General features: G+C 43.7%; 17 protein-coding genes. 13 read left to right on the forward strand and 4 right to left on the reverse strand.

What is annotated here, in order from left to right; translation table 11 throughout:
* Positions 1-11 precede the first annotated feature (11 nt).
* The 5 genes from L1D23_RS10660 (at position 12) to L1D23_RS10680 (ending at position 3,152) form a co-directional block, all read left to right on the forward strand.
* Positions 12-392, forward strand: a complete 381-nt coding sequence (locus L1D23_RS10660; RefSeq protein WP_239866141.1) for a phage tail protein — start codon at positions 12-14, stop codon at positions 390-392.
* Positions 376-579, forward strand: a complete 204-nt coding sequence (locus L1D23_RS10665; RefSeq protein ID WP_239866142.1) for a hypothetical protein — start codon at positions 376-378, stop codon at positions 577-579. Before L1D23_RS10660 ends, L1D23_RS10665 begins: the two co-directional genes overlap by 17 nt.
* Complete coding sequence (locus tag L1D23_RS10670) at positions 579-1,550, forward strand: hypothetical protein (protein WP_239866143.1); 972 nt, start codon at positions 579-581, stop codon at positions 1,548-1,550. The genes L1D23_RS10665 and L1D23_RS10670 overlap by 1 nt, the downstream gene beginning before the upstream one ends.
* Positions 1,551-2,798, forward strand: coding sequence for a site-specific integrase (locus tag L1D23_RS10675; RefSeq protein WP_239866144.1), 1,248 nt, complete (start codon positions 1,551-1,553; stop codon positions 2,796-2,798).
* A gap of 63 nt (positions 2,799-2,861) precedes the next feature.
* Positions 2,862-3,152 (forward strand): helix-turn-helix domain-containing protein, encoded by a 291-nt coding sequence (locus tag L1D23_RS10680; RefSeq protein WP_239866146.1) that lies wholly within the window; start codon positions 2,862-2,864, stop codon positions 3,150-3,152.
* A gap of 729 nt (positions 3,153-3,881) precedes the next feature.
* Here L1D23_RS10680 and L1D23_RS10685 read toward each other — a convergent pair.
* On the reverse strand, positions 3,882-4,475 hold the full coding sequence (locus L1D23_RS10685; RefSeq protein ID WP_239866148.1) for a phage antirepressor N-terminal domain-containing protein: 594 nt from the start codon (positions 4,473-4,475) through the stop codon (positions 3,882-3,884).
* 701 nt (positions 4,476-5,176) lie between these two features.
* On the reverse strand, positions 5,177-5,509 hold the full coding sequence (locus L1D23_RS10690) for a helix-turn-helix transcriptional regulator (RefSeq protein ID WP_275667270.1): 333 nt from the start codon (positions 5,507-5,509) through the stop codon (positions 5,177-5,179).
* A gap of 241 nt (positions 5,510-5,750) precedes the next feature.
* Between L1D23_RS10690 and L1D23_RS10695 the strand changes: the two genes are divergently transcribed.
* Positions 5,751-5,933 carry a hypothetical protein gene (locus L1D23_RS10695; RefSeq protein WP_239866150.1) on the forward strand — a complete coding sequence of 61 codons (183 nt, stop codon included), beginning with the start codon at positions 5,751-5,753 and terminating at the stop codon, positions 5,931-5,933.
* Positions 5,934-6,228: 295 nt separating this feature from the next.
* On the opposite strand, the gene rplY is transcribed toward L1D23_RS10695, so the two are convergent.
* Positions 6,229-6,507: a 50S ribosomal protein L25 gene (gene rplY, locus L1D23_RS10700; protein WP_239837134.1), complete on the reverse strand. Its 279-nt coding sequence runs from the start codon at positions 6,505-6,507 to the stop codon at positions 6,229-6,231.
* Positions 6,508-6,846: 339 nt separating this feature from the next.
* On the opposite strand from rplY, the gene L1D23_RS10705 reads away from it, so the two are divergent.
* From L1D23_RS10705 to L1D23_RS10735, 7 genes are all read left to right on the forward strand, one after another.
* Positions 6,847-7,575, forward strand: a complete 729-nt coding sequence (locus L1D23_RS10705; RefSeq protein ID WP_239866151.1) for a glycosyltransferase family 2 protein — start codon at positions 6,847-6,849, stop codon at positions 7,573-7,575.
* 192 nt (positions 7,576-7,767) lie between these two features.
* Entirely contained in the window at positions 7,768-8,427 is a 660-nt protein-coding gene (locus tag L1D23_RS10710) for a winged helix-turn-helix domain-containing protein (protein WP_239837132.1), read from the forward strand.
* Complete coding sequence (locus L1D23_RS10715; protein ID WP_239866153.1) at positions 8,420-8,869, forward strand: hypothetical protein; 450 nt, start codon at positions 8,420-8,422, stop codon at positions 8,867-8,869. The genes L1D23_RS10710 and L1D23_RS10715 overlap by 8 nt, the downstream gene beginning before the upstream one ends.
* 190 nt (positions 8,870-9,059) lie before the next feature.
* Positions 9,060-10,301: an efflux RND transporter periplasmic adaptor subunit gene (locus tag L1D23_RS10720; RefSeq protein ID WP_239866155.1), complete on the forward strand. Its 1,242-nt coding sequence runs from the start codon at positions 9,060-9,062 to the stop codon at positions 10,299-10,301.
* Positions 10,288-13,359, forward strand: coding sequence for an efflux RND transporter permease subunit (locus L1D23_RS10725; RefSeq protein ID WP_239866157.1), 3,072 nt, complete (start codon positions 10,288-10,290; stop codon positions 13,357-13,359). Before L1D23_RS10720 ends, L1D23_RS10725 begins: the two co-directional genes overlap by 14 nt.
* Positions 13,360-13,362: 3 nt before the next feature.
* Entirely contained in the window at positions 13,363-14,055 is a 693-nt protein-coding gene (locus L1D23_RS10730; RefSeq protein WP_239866159.1) for a winged helix-turn-helix domain-containing protein, read from the forward strand.
* Positions 14,048-14,500 carry a hypothetical protein gene (locus tag L1D23_RS10735; protein WP_239866161.1) on the forward strand — a complete coding sequence of 151 codons (453 nt, stop codon included), beginning with the start codon at positions 14,048-14,050 and terminating at the stop codon, positions 14,498-14,500. Before L1D23_RS10730 ends, L1D23_RS10735 begins: the two co-directional genes overlap by 8 nt.
* Before the next feature lie 48 nt (positions 14,501-14,548).
* Here L1D23_RS10735 and L1D23_RS10740 read toward each other — a convergent pair whose 3' ends face one another.
* Positions 14,549-15,352: an N-acetylmuramoyl-L-alanine amidase-like domain-containing protein gene (locus L1D23_RS10740; protein ID WP_239866163.1), complete on the reverse strand. Its 804-nt coding sequence runs from the start codon at positions 15,350-15,352 to the stop codon at positions 14,549-14,551.
* Positions 15,353-15,436 lie beyond the last annotated feature (84 nt).

Here is a 15,436-nt window from a genome sequence, read left to right on the forward strand (position 1 = left end):
TTGGAGGTCTTATGTATCACTTAGTTGTCGGTGATGAGGTGTTCTCTGTTCAAGATCGAACGCCTATTTCTCGCTTAGCTCGTACCGATTACGGCCCTTACTCCGAAACCGCATTGATTGATGATGCAGATTCAGAACCCACCGGAAAGGCGCTCAGTAAACTCGCCTTATCTGCTACGTGGACACGGCCAAAAGCGGCGGATGCCGTAAATCGTATTCGCAAGTTGCTGAATGAGCCGCAGCAAGTGAGCGATGGAGACGGCTATAACCTTGGCCGTTGGACAATCTCATCTATCGAGGAAGTGAAGACTAGTTTGGTTCATAACGGTAAGGCAATGAAAACCGAAGTTAACATTCAGTTCTTGGAGAAACGCGGTGCAAGTACCAGCTAAAGCGGGTGAGCTAATCACCGATCTGCTACTCAAAAAAGTTGGCTCGGATAGCGATGAGGTAGAGGCGGAGTTTTATCGCCTTAACCCTCATGTTCGGGTTGATATCTTTCCACATGATTGCGTAGTGACGTTGCCACAAAATGTCACCAGTTCGCGCAAACAATCAGTAACAAGGAGTTGGGACTAATGCTCAAACTTGTCGGTAAGCATTCAGAGATGATCATAGGAAGTCTAAAGAACTGGTCACTCACAGACGGAAACGGAACAGAAGGGGATAGCTTAACGCTGTCCCTTTTTTCTGAGGGGATCACAGGCATTCCACCAAAAGGCGAAAAGTACAAGGTCTACCTTGGTGACGTGTTCCGTGATGAATTTCAGATAAGTAATCGCAAAGCCAAACTAAGCCCCAAAGAGGTGGCTTTGGTGTTATCAGTGGCGCCATTTAATAGAACGGATAACGATGGCTTTCGTGCTAAAAAATCTAACAGTTGGCATGACACACCGTTGGCGAAGATCATGCAGGATGTGTTGTTGCCACACGGCTACTCAGTTTTTGTCCATCCAAAATTACAAAATATTAAAATCGACATTAGCCGAACGGACGAGGGAGCTTCGGCATTTTTGAATCGTTTAGCGAAAAAGTTCGATGCGGTCGCCAAGCCTATTGGCTCAGTGTATGTGATGGCACCAAAAGGGGAGGTAAACAGTGCCAGTGGAAAGGCAATAGAAACGATTACGCTGTCACTTCCTTCAGACAACAACCCTAAGCTACCCAATTTTGTGAATGTAGAGATCGATCTTGATGGCCGCGAAGATTTTGACGGTGTTCGAGCTTTCTACCTGTCTACTGATGATGGTAAGCGGATTTCGGTTGAAACAGGTAGTGCTCCTTTTAAAGAGCTGGGTAAAGACTTTGATACCAAAAAGGAAGCCGAGCAAGCGTGCTTAACAGAGCTAAGGCGTATCTTGCGAGAAGGGCGAAAAGTCAACATTACCGCACCTGCCAACGCCGCTGCGTTTGCTGAAGGTATCGTTGTTCTGGATGAAACGTTTGAAAAGCTCTATCAGGGTACCTGCTCGATAGACTCTGTTCAGTTCAACGGCCAAGGCAAGCAGGCCAAAGTCATGACTATTCAAGCAACACTCACGGGGGTATAAATGGGTATTCGATTAAATTCCAATGCGTTAGTGGCACAAACGGTTAAGTGCAAAATCTCAGACGCGAAGATCAGGCAGTATGCGAAAGTACCTGGTGTGAGGCAGTTGAAGGATGAGCGCTATTCTCTCTACTTTATCTATAAAAAAGACCGCACCAAGGGAAGCTGGCGATTGATGTCATATAAAAATGGCAAGCAAGCAAGCGAAGTGTTTGCTAGCTATCCTCAAACTCCAGCTTTAAAAGCCACTAAGTTGGTGAAGCTGAATCGAGAGACTGGTGCCGCATTAGTTGAGCATGATTATTTTCCTTCACTTAACCACCTATTGGAGTGGCACATAAAACGTCAGGAACGTTTAAGCAAGCTATCGAAAAACAGAATTGTTGCCATGAAAAGCATGTTTGATTCACATTTGTGTCGATGCTTTGAAGGGTTAGGGGTAGAGAACATTACTCATTCTGAAATTGATGAACGCCTGATTGTTCCAATGCTAAGTGACAATTTTTCGTTGAGCTATGTGCGTAGCATGTTCCAGTTCGTTAAGGTCGCGGTGAGTACAGCCTACGAAGTTAAGAAGTTGAGTACGAACCCGATGGGCGATATGAAATGGACGAACTTCATCAAGCAGCCTATCAAACCTAAGCCGCCTAAGTTACTTCCGTTGAATGCTTTAGCAGCACTTGAGCAGATTGGTGGTGCTGAACCAATGGCTCATGCGTTGTGCATTATGATGCTTTATCACGGAACTCGCATAGGTGAAACACGATTGGCTAAGTGGTGTCACATCAATTTGGAAGCCAAGCAATGGCACATTCCAGCGCGTAACACGAAATCGAAGAAAGATATTGTGTATCCGCTATCTGATGAAATGGTTGAGTTCTTGGCTTCATACAAACAGTGGCAATTAAGCCAATACTACAAAGGAAACAATGTTTTTCCTTTAACAAAGCGAGACAAGTCGCCTATCCATGCTTCATTAGCCAGCAAGATGGTACGTGATGTAAGTAAAGGACTGTGGTCAGCTCATGATCTTAGGAAACTGGCACGAACAATTTGGGCAGACTTGGGGATTGATTATTTAGTGGCAGAGTCTTTGCTGAATCACGCTAAAGATAAGTTGGATATCGTCTATATCCATTCAAAGGTGGAGTTGCAAAAGAAAGATGCCCTAAATACCTATCATCATTGGCTAAAAAATTGCTGGCGAACCTGTCAAGCGCCAACATTTTTGTCTTCTATTTTTCAGTAGAAAGATCTTTTAAATCAGATCCTAATCTTATTCTCATTAAATATTAAAGAGGAGTGTCAGAGCATGGCATTTTTACACAAAAACGCACCAATCAACGGTGCTCTCATAGCTGCTGCGCGCAATTGTCCTCACCAGGTGGTACGAGTGAAGCCAACCAAAACCCAGCTTAAAGTTCTCGATGCGATCAAAATGGGGGAAAGTGTGACAGCGTTACAAGTGGCGGAACGATGTGATTTATCGTCCAGTTTCACAAGTACTTTGTTAAAAGGATTGGTTGAAAAAGGTTATCTCTCTCGTTACGGAGGTAGCCGTTCGCTTGGTGGAGTAGAGTTTAGTTACTCAATACTTGGGTAATCAAGATTGAAAATAGAGTATGCATACATGATTTCGAATGCTCAGTTGAAATTCACGCTGGATAGAAAATTTTATGTCTTTAAGCTTGGCTAGCATTGTTAGTGGTTTAAACCACTGTTAATATTCAAGTAAATAAACGTGGCTATATAAAGGCTTATAATTATTCATCTTTTGAATGTGTGATTTACTGTCTAGTAGCTGTTATTTGAATTAGAAGAGATAGATTATCGTGAGAAAAATTTTATTAAAGTCTTGTTTTATCACATGCCTTTTATCCGCTTTGACTTTACAAAGCTTCAATGTGTTGGCGGCTACAGGTTCAATCACTGGCAAGGTCCAAAAGCTACGGACGCATCAGTATTTAACTGGTGCATCATGGGATGGCGCTACTTGGTTTTGTTTGGATTCCGACGTTACAGTTGGCAACTGTCCTACAAGTTCCTGTGAGAGTGGGACAAAGTTAGTTATTGCTAGAAATGCTGAATCTGACCTTTTTTCTTTATTACTTGCCGCAAGGTTGAGTGGACAAGAAATTACTGTTCACGTGGATGATTCTTATAAGTATCTCGACACTTGCTTGGCAAGAATTATAGATATGTAGTTAAAGTTATGGACTTGAATCTAGTGAAAGGATGATATCTTAGTAACAGCGGTGAAGCTGAGCAAAGCTTCACCAGCCTAGATTGTAGGAGAGAATGGGAGAGCATTGTACCCACCCGCTTAAGCTGCTTATCTTAGTAAACTCAATGAGTTGTTTGCCACTTCAGTAATTTTATCTACCGCAGTATTTGCGACTTCCTTAAGTTGATCCACGGTAAAGTACCCGGGCTCTCTAAGAAGTTTAGGGATTTCTTCTAATCTGAACACCACGGAATCTTCGGGAACGATTTGCGTGCTAACAACATGGCCTTTCTCCATCACCATAAGTAAACGCATCGTCTTTGGTGGCATCACGGGCATGATTGGGTCTTCGTTCTGCTTGCTCCAGTATTTCCACAGCACATCATCACATTCGTTTTGGTATTGAATGACTTTGTCTCTGATGTCTACACGAACGCGATTAGGTTGCAGTGTTTGAAGCCAACCGAAAAGCTTACGTAGTGGAAGGCATAAAGTGTCGCGAGTTTTATTGTCTTGAGCAACTGTTGCTATAACAGCAACACTCCATCGTGATGAATTGTTTGAGAGCTTGCGAGATTGATAGCTCCACTCCATACCCATGCCTTCAACAATAGGCTTCATTGGGGTGTAAGGTTCGCCGTTGTGTTCAACGATAGTTAGGTTTGAACCGTGGAATGGAACTGTGATTTGAGAACTAGACATAATATGTCTCCTTGGGAAGCAATGAGTACATCACCACTCAACGAGACCAACCATTGGTGGTGAACTGAGTGAGATTGGTCTTGCCGCTCCCAAGGTTGCGGTGTGCCGAAGCACTCTCACCCAGCCCACCATAATTTGGATGTGCTGAAATGCACGCATAAAAAAACCAGCAAGAAGCTGGCGACTATGCGCCTTGGGAAATCAACGGGAGACCAATCCCGTCATTGGATTTTGCCAATGAGCTTTCATTATGATCGCTGTAATACGACAAATCAATATTGATTTATCTAGAGGGTATATATTCGACACATTTCTTAAAGTTCTGTTTTGCATAGTTATTCATTTGAGTTTGAATAAATACGATGAGTGCAAATTTAGTCACTGAACAACAGGAAAAGTTGGCACGATTCTACGAGCCCCAGAACGCCCACCAAGGTGGTTATTTTTTCGAGTGCTTGCATTCATATTTACTCTAAACGTAACCTTAGGTTAAACACTACAGAGCCAAATAGGTTCTTTGTGGGTGATCTATAGTGCACGCGCACGAACTGCGCATGAAATAAAAATTTTTCGGTCTCCTAAGGCACCACCACCAAGGGCTTATGCATGGCAATTCTGATTAATGAATTCTTATGCGTGATGCGTAACGCTAGATTTAATTGATTAGTTTGAGTGGAATTTAGGTAGGTGCGCTGTTGCGCTTATTTTTTGAGTGTCTTACCTAGAAGAACGAGAAACTTTAAATGAGCCTCTTGAACATCTGCAGGTAAAAGCTTTGCGGCTGCTTCAATATGGTTGGCTTTAGAGTAGTCGCCAGTATGAACAGTAACAGCTAAGTCAAAAAGAGTTATATCTAGAGCTTTTAGGTACTGTTCCATATGGAAGACAGTCATAGGAGTTTCGCCAGTTTCAAATCTTTGTAAAGTTCTTAATTTGATCCCAGTTTTCATAGAGATTTCTTCTTGAGTCATCTCTGCTTCTTCCCTATATCGCCTTAGTACAGCCACAATTGATGAAATCACTCTAACCCTCATCCGTCACATGTGGCGGTGTGTTACAGCAATCCCGCCATATCTGGCGTCCCAATTACAAAACATGAATTCACCCTAATAAATTAACAAGTAAAGTGTTTATTCTACGAGCTGAATGCAATGCTATTTTTGATATTAAGGATATCAATAGCTTACTTGTGGCAGAGCTTCTAAGTGCAAACTAAAAAATAAAACACTATTTACATATTAGTCAGTAATAATATAAATGAGCTAGGACGTAAGAATGACAACTGATGTAACAGCAGTGAATATGGATGATATTGAGGCGGGTTTAGGGCACCTAAGTTCTTTGGCCTCAGAGTTACATGACCAATCTATTGAGAGCGGCGATCACGATGTAGCGGTTAGGGCGGAGCGAATAGCCTATTTGGCTTGGATGCTATCGAGGCTGGGGAAACTAGCTTAACTATAAAAAGGCACTCAATTGAGTGTCTTTTTGTTTGCTACCATAAGCAGAATTTGAAGGTCATAGACTACTGTATAACGACACCATAACGACACCATAGTGACACCCATAAAATCTATGGTTAATCTAAGTGTTTGATTATTAGAATTAAACTGTGTTTTTGAGGGCTTAGAAACGGTGAAACCCCGATGTTGGTAGCATCGGGGTTTCGAATTTTTAGAAGTCTCGGTTGGTAAGGCCGATATTCTTTATGCAAAAGGCTGGATGTAATCCTATTTAATTCCTTGGTAGGGAATTAGATGCGGATGAAGTCCATGTGCTCAACTTTTGGCTTGAAAGCGTGACGTTGAACGTCTTGTGGCTTAACTTTTACTTCAGCGCCATCGATCACTAGAACGATACCTTCGTAAAACTCAGGCTTGTCCATTTGGTTAACAACGTCGTCGTGGTTAAGAACGATAGATACTGGCGCAGCCTCACCACCGTAAACGATAGCAGGGAATTGACCAGCGTGACGTAGGCGGCGGCTCGCACCTTTACCTAGTTCAGTACGTACTACTGCTTCAAATTTCATAGTATTTACTCTCAAATATGAAAAAATAACGTCACATTCTGCGATGCGACCTCGCGTGAATGTGGTAAGCGCTTTCGAGTAATTGGTAGTAACTCTTCAAGCGAGCGCGGATACTATCACTCTCTGGTTTTTCTCGCAATAGAAAACCCGCTTAACAAGGTATCTTTTGAGTAAATATTTTCAGTCGCTTACTGTCGATTGGACCAAATGCAAGATAGCCAATTGTCATCTCCAAACAAGTATTCAAATGAACCGAATCTGAATGTCTTTCTCACGCGTGATTAAGTCTCACCACAGTATTGTTCATATCGTAAATGATAGATCGACTGAGGAGTTTTTATGAGTCCAGTAAGTATTGTGGTTATCGCGTTGAATGAAGAGAAGAGAATTGGCCGCCTAATGGAAGATTTGAGCAAGCAGACACATCGCGATTTTGAAGTGATTCTTGTCGATTCAGACAGTGAAGACGCGACAAGAGAAGTGGCGAGCGCGTATGAGGCTTCTTTACCTGTATTGACCGTGCATAAGATGGATACACGCGGTGTGAGTCTAGGGCGTAATACGGGCGCATCTATGGCAAAGCATGAGCGTTTGTTATTTCTCGATGCCGATGTGCGACTAGCGCCAAACTTTTTAGCTAACGCCGTCAGCCAGTTAGAAGAAAAGCAGCTTGAGGTTGCGGGTGTGTATATGGGCGCCAAAGCTCTGCCTGTGGTACACAAGCTGGGTTATGGTTTGTTTAATTTAGGTCTGTTTACGACCCAGTATATTTTTCCCACAGCGGTCGGGGCGTGTATTTTCTCGACCAAACGTGTTCACGAGCAGTTGAATGGCTTTGATGAGCAAGTCGTTTTGTGTGAAGGCTGTGATTACGTGAAGCGTGCTAGCAAAACATGGCGCTTCCGCTTCTTGAATCTGACGTTCGGTTTTGATCCTCACCGCTTAGAACAAGAGGGTATTTTCAAAGTGGGCATGACTTACTTCAAAGCCAATGTGCGCCGATTCTTTTTCGGTGAAATGCGTAATAAAGAGATGGGAAATAAGTTTGGCCATTATAAAGAGCAGTAAGACTCAGGGTATAGTCACGTTTAAAGTGGCGCGTAATGAAGGGGGAGGTGGAGTACCTCTCTACGCGATTAGACTGGAATCTCGCTAGCAAAATCTCTAATAAAACTCAGCTTCAATCAGCTGAGTTTTTCTTTTTTATAATTTTTAAGATATGGTTAAGATATATAAATTACCTATATTCAGTCTATTACGATGCTGATAATTAATAATAATCATATTCTCAACTTGCTTGCGGGCTCAGTGGAAGATGCTGAATCCGGACAAAAAACTATGCTTGGCGGTAATGAAGTTGCGTTGCTTCAATACATGATCGAACACCCTCATAAACCTTTATCTAAGTCAGAACTTCTGGAACAGGTCTGGCACAAGAAAGGGGTTATTGTCGAAGAAAGTAGCTTGCTTCATTGTGTGTCAAGCTGTCGAAAAGCGCTTCAAGACAGAAACAGTGAAATTATCAGCACCATACGTGGTGTTGGTTATCAATTTAATGGTGATGTCAGAGATTATGAGCCTGAGGAAAACAGTGATGAGTCAGCTCAATCTACATCATTGAACGTTTCTGGAGAGGCGGATGCAGCGTCATCAGTATTGAGGAAGCAGAATGCACGCTATTTAGTGGTGTTTAGTTTGAGTGCTCTGGTGGGCTATCTTCTTATCTCAGCTATTCGTTCACCTTGGGTAGAAGCTGAGTATATAGAAACGCGTTACTTAGGGTGCACCGTACAGACGGATGAGCCGATTACTTTAGCTAACGTACGTGCCTTTCAAACAGGAAATCAGGTGATACTGGTGGATCAGGATGGGACGTCGGTCAGCTACCTTCCGGAAGAAGTGGAGGTGGTGTGTGAATAAGAAAATAACCCTTTTTAGTGTGATAGCAGGCCTACTTATTGGTGGACTGGCTGCTTACGCCAATTCACCTACAATGAATCAGAACTTTGATAGTCATACGCAAATTGTGGTGCCTGATCGAGAAGGGAGTGAGCTTGTTAAGATGCGTGCCTCACTGAATTTAAAGCGCTCTGGCCAATACGAGTTGTACTTCTTAACAGATAACATGATTGGATTTAATACGACGGGTCAGTACGATTTTAACTCTTATGGTTTATCGCTGATGCCCACTTCTGCAGAACGAGTGATCCCTGAAGGAAAAACACTGAACTTAATGGAAACGATGTTTAGTCAACGAGGAATGCATTCAATGGAAGAGCTAAAAGTGATCCGGATTGGTAAAGAGCAAACGATCTTGGTGGCGCCGAGATATTCTTACCTGTTTGTAACCGCTGAAAAATAATGTACAAAAACAGTGCAAAGCCAGCATCTTGATGCTGGCTTTTTTTATGCTATTTTTTCTTTAAAAACATGGCTTTGAGGTTTTTTTATAATGGTTCATGATTAAATATCATTCGCCTGACAAAGCCCTAACTTAGCAAGAAAAATCTTAGGTATAACAAGCGGCAAGTTTCATCAATTAGAGACAAATCATGAAAAATTACAAGGCGTTGCCACTGTCTATTTTATGTACTGCTAGCTCCGTGTTTGCCGTGAACGTGACAGCAGAAGAGCAAGCTCCAGCCACTCCGGTGACCGTAGAGATTGTTGCTGAACAATCCAGTACGGCTTCAATTAATGAAGTCGGGAAAATTAAAGCTACAGACTCAGCCGCGCTGACTTTCAGTGCAGGTGAAAAGCTGAAAGCATTGAACTTCAGTGATGGTGATGTTGTTAAGGAAGGTGAGTTGATTGCTCAGCTTGATGATGATCAAGCAAAAGCTGAACTGGATAAAGCAGAGAGCTCGTTGGCACTCGCCGAGTCTAAATTGAATCGTGTTTTGGCCCTCTTAAAGAAGCAGCCTGACTCCATGTCTGCGCAGGATGTTGAAGAATTAAAGCAGGAGGCCAACCTAGCGCGTGCTGATTTTCGCCAAAAGAAAACCGATATGCAAAATTATCAGTTGATTGCGCCCTTTGATGGCCAGTTAACGAACTTTACCCATTCTGTCGGTAGCCGTGTAGAAGCAGCAACAGCACTGGTTAGCCTTATTAAACTTGATCCGGTTGAAGTGCATTACTCGATCAGCCAATCAGAAGTTGGTAAAGCTAAGCTAGGTCAAACAGTGTCATTGACCGTGGATGCTTACCAAGACCAGACTTTCACTGGTACCGTTAATTACATCGCACCACTTGTAGACGAAAGCTCGGGTCGAGTCGAAATTCACGCGCATCTGGACAACCCTGATAATGCGTTGGTCCCTGGCATGTTTGCTAAGGTCTCCCAGACCGTTAGTGAGGAGCATGCTGAAGTGGTCGTTTCTCAAACGGCAATTGAGACAGACGGTGATGAACGCTTTGTTTGGGTAGTTGAAAATGAGAAGGCCATCAAGCGTCCTATCACTCTCGGTGAAAATACCAACAATGGCTATGTTGTGATCGAGTCTGGCTTGAATCTAGGCGAAACAGTGGTTGTTACGGGGCGTCAAAACCTAACTTCAGGCTCTCGCGTAGCGGTTAAGCAGACCAAGTCACAGCTCACACTGCCTTCTCGGACTCTACCAGCCCAACCTGAAAAACAGGTAGAGGAAGAAAAAACAGTAGCGGAAAATGAGACGCCGGTAAGTTCTGAAACTCCAGAAACAGAGGCTGCTGAAGTTAAGACAGAAGAGTCACAAGCGGTCGTGGAACCAACGGATACCAAAACTGAAGAGGTGACGGATGAAGCTTCCTGAGATATGTATTAAACACCCAGTATTTGCATCTGTTTTAAGTATAGCGATCGTTTTATTGGGTATTGTTTCTTATCAGAAACTGGCTATTCAATATTTTCCTGAACGTCAAACTGCTTCTGCGTCAGTAAGTGCTTCGATTACGGGAGCAAGTGCTGAGTTTATGTCGCAAAATGTGGCAGAAGAATTAATCACTGCTGTCACTGGTCTGGATAAGATTAAAACCATGACCACAGATTGCCAAGAGGGCAGCTGTTCTCTCAAAATCCAATTTGAAGATGGGATCAGTGATGTTGAGTACGCAAGTTTGATGAATAACTTGCGAAGCAAAGTGGATGGTATTTCTGATTTCCCTCCAGCGATGACTGACAAGCCAACGGTTACCGATGACTCTTCTGAGACATCGATGCCAAGTAATATCATTACCTTTGTCAATCGCAGTAGTTCGATGGACAAACAAGAAATGTTTGATTACATCAGCCAACAGCTTGCGCCTCAATTTAAGAACGTACTTGGCGTGGGTGGTGTATGGGGTCCATATGGTGGCTCTAATCGAGCAATTCGCGTCTGGCTGCAGCCTGAGCGTATGGCGGCGTTGAATGTTAGTGCGTCAGATGTGGTTGGGACATTGAGTACTTATAATGCCACATTTACTGCTGGTACGATTAAAGGCGAAGTTCGTGATTTCTCAATCAACCCTGTCAATCAGGTCACGTCTATCGAAGATGTTCGTGACTTAGTGATTCGTGTCGATAATGGCAACATCATTCGCGTTAACGATGTGGCTGATATTCAGATGGGAGAAGAGAGTTTAGAGCCTAGTATGCTGCACGTTGACGGCGATGTGGCTATGTCTTTGCAGGTTCTTCCTTTGAAGACTGAAAACCCAGTGACAGTGGCGAATCGCGTAAAAGATGCAATGGCAAGGATGGAAATGCCAGAAGGCATTGAGATGAAGATGGTGTACAACCAAGCGGACTTCATCGAAGAGGCTATCGACCAAGGGTTTATGACTTTGGTCGAAGCAATTGTCCTTGTATCTGCGATAGTGGTGCTGTTTTTAGGCTCGTTACGCGTCGCAGCGATCCCTCTGATCACTATTCCAGTTTGTGTCATTGGCGTATTTGCAGTGATGGCTTTACTAGGTTTTAGCATTAATGTACTGACCATTCTTGCCATTATTCTCGCCATCGGCTTGGTGGTCGATGATGCTATCGTTGTTGTTGAAAACTGTTACCGTCATATTGAAGAAGGGTTGTCTCCTTTCCAAGCGGCGCTTAAAAGCTGTAAAGAGATCGTTTTCCCCGTTATTGCGATGACTTTAACATTGGCAGTGGTTTACCTTCCAATTGGCTTAATGTCTGGTTTGACAGCGGATTTATTTAGACAGTTTGCCTTTACGCTGGCAGCGGCCGTCATTATTTCAGGATTTGTCGCTTTAACCTTATCTCCGATGATGAGTGCGTACATGTTACGTTCTGTTACGGTGTCACCAAAGTGGTTCCAATGGGTTGAAGTTAAGCTCAATGCAATGACAGATAAGTATATGGCTTATTTGAATGCTTGGTTTAAACGTCCACGTATGGTGATGTCAGGTACGGCTGCTTTGATTGCTTTGTCCATTGTCGCGGTCTGGTTCATGCCTAAAGTCCTTCTGCCAACAGAAGATACTGGCTTTATAGAAGTCACCTCTCATGGACCTGCTGGCGCTGGTCGTCTATATGACCTTGAAAATGCTGGTCAAATCAATGAAGTCTTTGGAGGAAATGATGCGATTGAAGCCAACCTTGCTTATATCGAAACCGCTCCAACTAACCATGTATTGTTGAAGCCTTGGGAAGAGCGCGATAAGAGTGCAGATGAAGTCATTGCAGAGATGAGTGCTAGAGCGAGTGAAATTATCTCCGCTTACACGACCTCTTTTTCAGTACGTTCTGCAGATAACCTTGATGTTGCGGACAATCTGATTCTGCAGATCACAACAGTCAACCGTGATCTGGATGAACTGTCTAATACTGCAGAAAAAGTGGTGAAGCTGCTTGAAGACTATGAAGGCCTATCGAACGTTGATAACTCAACGCATCGTGACCAGTTAAGGTTCGATTTGTCAATTGACCGTAATGCGATTGTATTATCCGGTGTTGACTACGCTAACGTTACTAATGCGATTTCAACTTTCTTAGGTTCAGTGAAAGCCGCGGATTTACAAGCCGATGATGGTTTTACTTACCCAATTCAGGTTCAGGTTAACCGTAAAGCGCTGGGGGACTTTAAAGTCTTAGATAAGCTTTATGTGAGCTCTGAATCGGGTCAGAGGTTGCCATTGTCTCAGTTTGTCTCAATCAAACCAGTAACTGCAGAATCGAACATCAAAACATATGGTGGTAAGGATGCAGCGGAAATTACGGCGGACTTAGTCCCTGGTTACAGCGCGGATGATGTTCAAGCCTTCATTGATGCTCAGTTGCCAGAGTTGCTAAAAGCGGGGCAGAGCTATGAATATGACGGTGTCATTAAAGAGCTTAATGAGTCCTCTGCGGGTATGCAGATGCTATTTGGTCTGGCATTGATCTTTATCTTCCTGATCCTTGCTGCACAGTTTGAAAGCTTCGTTGACCCACTGGTTATTCTGATCACCGTTCCTCTATGTCTGGTTGGTGCGATATTAACGCTCAGTGTATTTGGGCAGAGCCTGAACCTATACTCCAAGATTGGTTTGCTGACTTTGGTAGGCTTAGTAACCAAACACGGTATTTTGATGGTAGAGTTTGCCAACCTTAAGCGTAAAGAAGGGATGGAAGTTATGGAGGCGGCATTAATGAGTGCGCGTTCTCGTCTTCGTCCTATCTTGATGACGTCTCTGACGATGATCATTGGCTCTCTGCCTCTTGCTTTAGCTGAAGGCCCCGGTTCATTAGGTCGAGTGAATATTGGCCTTGTTCTGGTGGGTGGTTTGACAATTGGTACTTTCTTCTCCTTGTTCTTTGTGCCTATGGCTTATGTCGCTGTTGCTAAAATCCGCGAAAAAAGCTTGGCGCGTAAGCAGCTTGTGGAGGGCTAAGACGTGTTAATCATTAATGAAAGTCATATTCTTGATATTGAACAGGGGTATATCCATAGTCAGGGAAGCAATGTCCGCCATCCAATTGGAATCAATGAAATTGCGTTGTTGACTTACATGATTGATCATGTCGGAGAAACGTTAACCAAGCATGAACTGATGCATGAGGTTTGGTTGAAGCGAGGTATTGTGGTTGAGAGCAGTAGCCTGCTGCACTGTATCTCAAACTGCCGACGAGCCCTGGAAGATCGTGCGGGTGAAATCATCCGCACGGTTCGTGGAACAGGTTATGAATTTGTTGGTCGTGTTGAAAAGTATCAACCGGAGTCTAATCCAGAACCTGCTGAGGCCGCAGCCCCTGAGGTTGTCGAGGTGCCCGCTTCTTTGGCGCCAGCTAAAGAGACGTTAGGCAGTCGAATTGCGCAGTACCGTACCCAATTAATGGCCGTCGGTTTGTTTGCTTTCGGTGCTGTATCGAGTTACTTGATCGTCGAACACTCGCATTCGCCATTAGCGTACACGTCTTTCGAACAGCAAGAGTTTGCTTCTTGCTGGTTCACGCCCGAAAACAACGGAGCGAAAGTGAGCTACCAGAACGCGACGCTATATGATTTTGGTGAACTCACCTTGTTAGTGGATAGCAAAGGTCGGTCTTTGAGTTTCAGTGCAGAGAGTGGAGTAGTGAGTTGTGAATAAGTTATTGACCATCATTCCTCTTATCGCTGGTGCGGTTGTCGGAGCAGCGGTGTCTTACAGTGACGATAACCAACTGAATCGTCATATGATAAGCCACACGGTGGCACATGTGACTTCAAGTGATCCAGATGATAGTTTCTCTGCCACGTTGCCATTGCGTCTTGAGCTTACCTTAAAAGAGAACAGCCGTTACGACGTGTACGCGGTTTTACCGAAAAGCCGCGTGGGTTACACAGGTTCGGGTCGTTATGAACTTGATAGTGATGGTGTGTTCTTTGCTGTAGAAGAGCATGAACCGTTGGATATTGAACCTTTACGTCAAGGCATGGTTGAACAATTGTTTGTCAGGCCTGGTTCTTTTGACGGCCATATGAAAGTGGCTAAGTTGGGTGAAAATAGTGCTGCTCTGGTGGGGCACAAAGTCGTTTTGCATATGACTTATTAATCACGGGCTTTAATGGGCACAAACGGCAACTTTTCGTTGCCGTTTTTTTTAGCTTGAGGCTGTATCTGGAGAGAATCGATAAACAATAATACCTGGTTTATTGCCTAAATATTCCAGCATCGGACTATCAACGACTTTCCCTTCCTTAGATGAAGCATGTCTCAAAAGAGGAGTGTCTCCATTTTCTATGAAAATGCCGGTATGGGATACGTCTAATCCTCGCTTATGACTATAAATGCCGATCAGGTCGCCACTTTTTAGTTCTCTAATCAAAGCGTCATCGACAAATTCACGCGGAATAAAACTGATATCTTTGTACTTTATGGGTACAGAAGGGATCCAACGTTCACCCTCTGGGGTCTTTTGGTTGATTTGCTTGACCGTCGTAACGGCTCTCGCATCTAGCTGACGGGTGACATCCTGGACATGAAATGCACTGTCGTCTAACCAGTCAGAAAAGAAATGGCGACGTGTAATGAAATCAACGTTGCCGTAGAGATAACGTGCCAGCTTAAGGTTTTGGTCGAACTGGTTGAAGGAGTCCGAGAAGGCGAGGGAAGTCACGTAATCAAGTAGGGTAAAACAATCGACATGATTAAAGTTTCTAACCAACTCCTCCTTCTCTGAGTTGATGGAAGTGAGAGTGTTGGTTTCATAGTCGACTCCGATAAACAGCTCCGAAGTCTGAACGATACGCTCAGGTGTTGTGAGTTGATTGTCATTCTGAATCGCGGTTAGCACGTCCTGTTCGTCTATGCGTTTATCTTGAGTTACGCGTAGGTAGCTGGTGACAATACTGCCACCAACTATAGTGATGCCGGTAATAGTTAATACCAATAGGGCTTTATTCATTCGATCATCCTTGTCTCGCCTCTTGTTTTTATCAGTTTTGATGTTGTTTCATAACTCAAACCTAACGGAGTGTTAATCTAATTA

The sequence above is a fragment of the Vibrio sp. Isolate24 genome (genome assembly GCF_022398215.1).
GTDB classification, from domain to species: domain Bacteria; phylum Pseudomonadota; class Gammaproteobacteria; order Enterobacterales; family Vibrionaceae; genus Vibrio; species Vibrio coralliilyticus_A.

Coding starts and splice junctions, on each gene's coding strand:
- L1D23_RS10660 (WP_239866141.1), top strand. CDS start 12: ATGTATCACTTAGTTGTCGGTGATGAGGTGTTCTCTGTTCAAGATCGA.
- L1D23_RS10670 (WP_239866143.1), top strand. CDS start 579: ATGCTCAAACTTGTCGGTAAGCATTCAGAGATGATCATAGGAAGTCTA.
- L1D23_RS10675 (WP_239866144.1), top strand. CDS start 1,551: ATGGGTATTCGATTAAATTCCAATGCGTTAGTGGCACAAACGGTTAAG.
- L1D23_RS10680 (WP_239866146.1), top strand. CDS start 2,862: ATGGCATTTTTACACAAAAACGCACCAATCAACGGTGCTCTCATAGCT.
- L1D23_RS10685 (WP_239866148.1), bottom strand. CDS start 4,475: ATGTCTAGTTCTCAAATCACAGTTCCATTCCACGGTTCAAACCTAACT.
- L1D23_RS10690 (WP_275667270.1), bottom strand. CDS start 5,509: ATGAGGGTTAGAGTGATTTCATCAATTGTGGCTGTACTAAGGCGATAT.
- L1D23_RS10695 (WP_239866150.1), top strand. CDS start 5,751: ATGACAACTGATGTAACAGCAGTGAATATGGATGATATTGAGGCGGGT.
- rplY (WP_239837134.1), bottom strand. CDS start 6,507: ATGAAATTTGAAGCAGTAGTACGTACTGAACTAGGTAAAGGTGCGAGC.
- L1D23_RS10705 (WP_239866151.1), top strand. CDS start 6,847: ATGAGTCCAGTAAGTATTGTGGTTATCGCGTTGAATGAAGAGAAGAGA.
- L1D23_RS10710 (WP_239837132.1), top strand. CDS start 7,768: ATGCTGATAATTAATAATAATCATATTCTCAACTTGCTTGCGGGCTCA.
- L1D23_RS10720 (WP_239866155.1), top strand. CDS start 9,060: ATGAAAAATTACAAGGCGTTGCCACTGTCTATTTTATGTACTGCTAGC.
- L1D23_RS10725 (WP_239866157.1), top strand. CDS start 10,288: ATGAAGCTTCCTGAGATATGTATTAAACACCCAGTATTTGCATCTGTT.
- L1D23_RS10740 (WP_239866163.1), bottom strand. CDS start 15,352: ATGAATAAAGCCCTATTGGTATTAACTATTACCGGCATCACTATAGTT.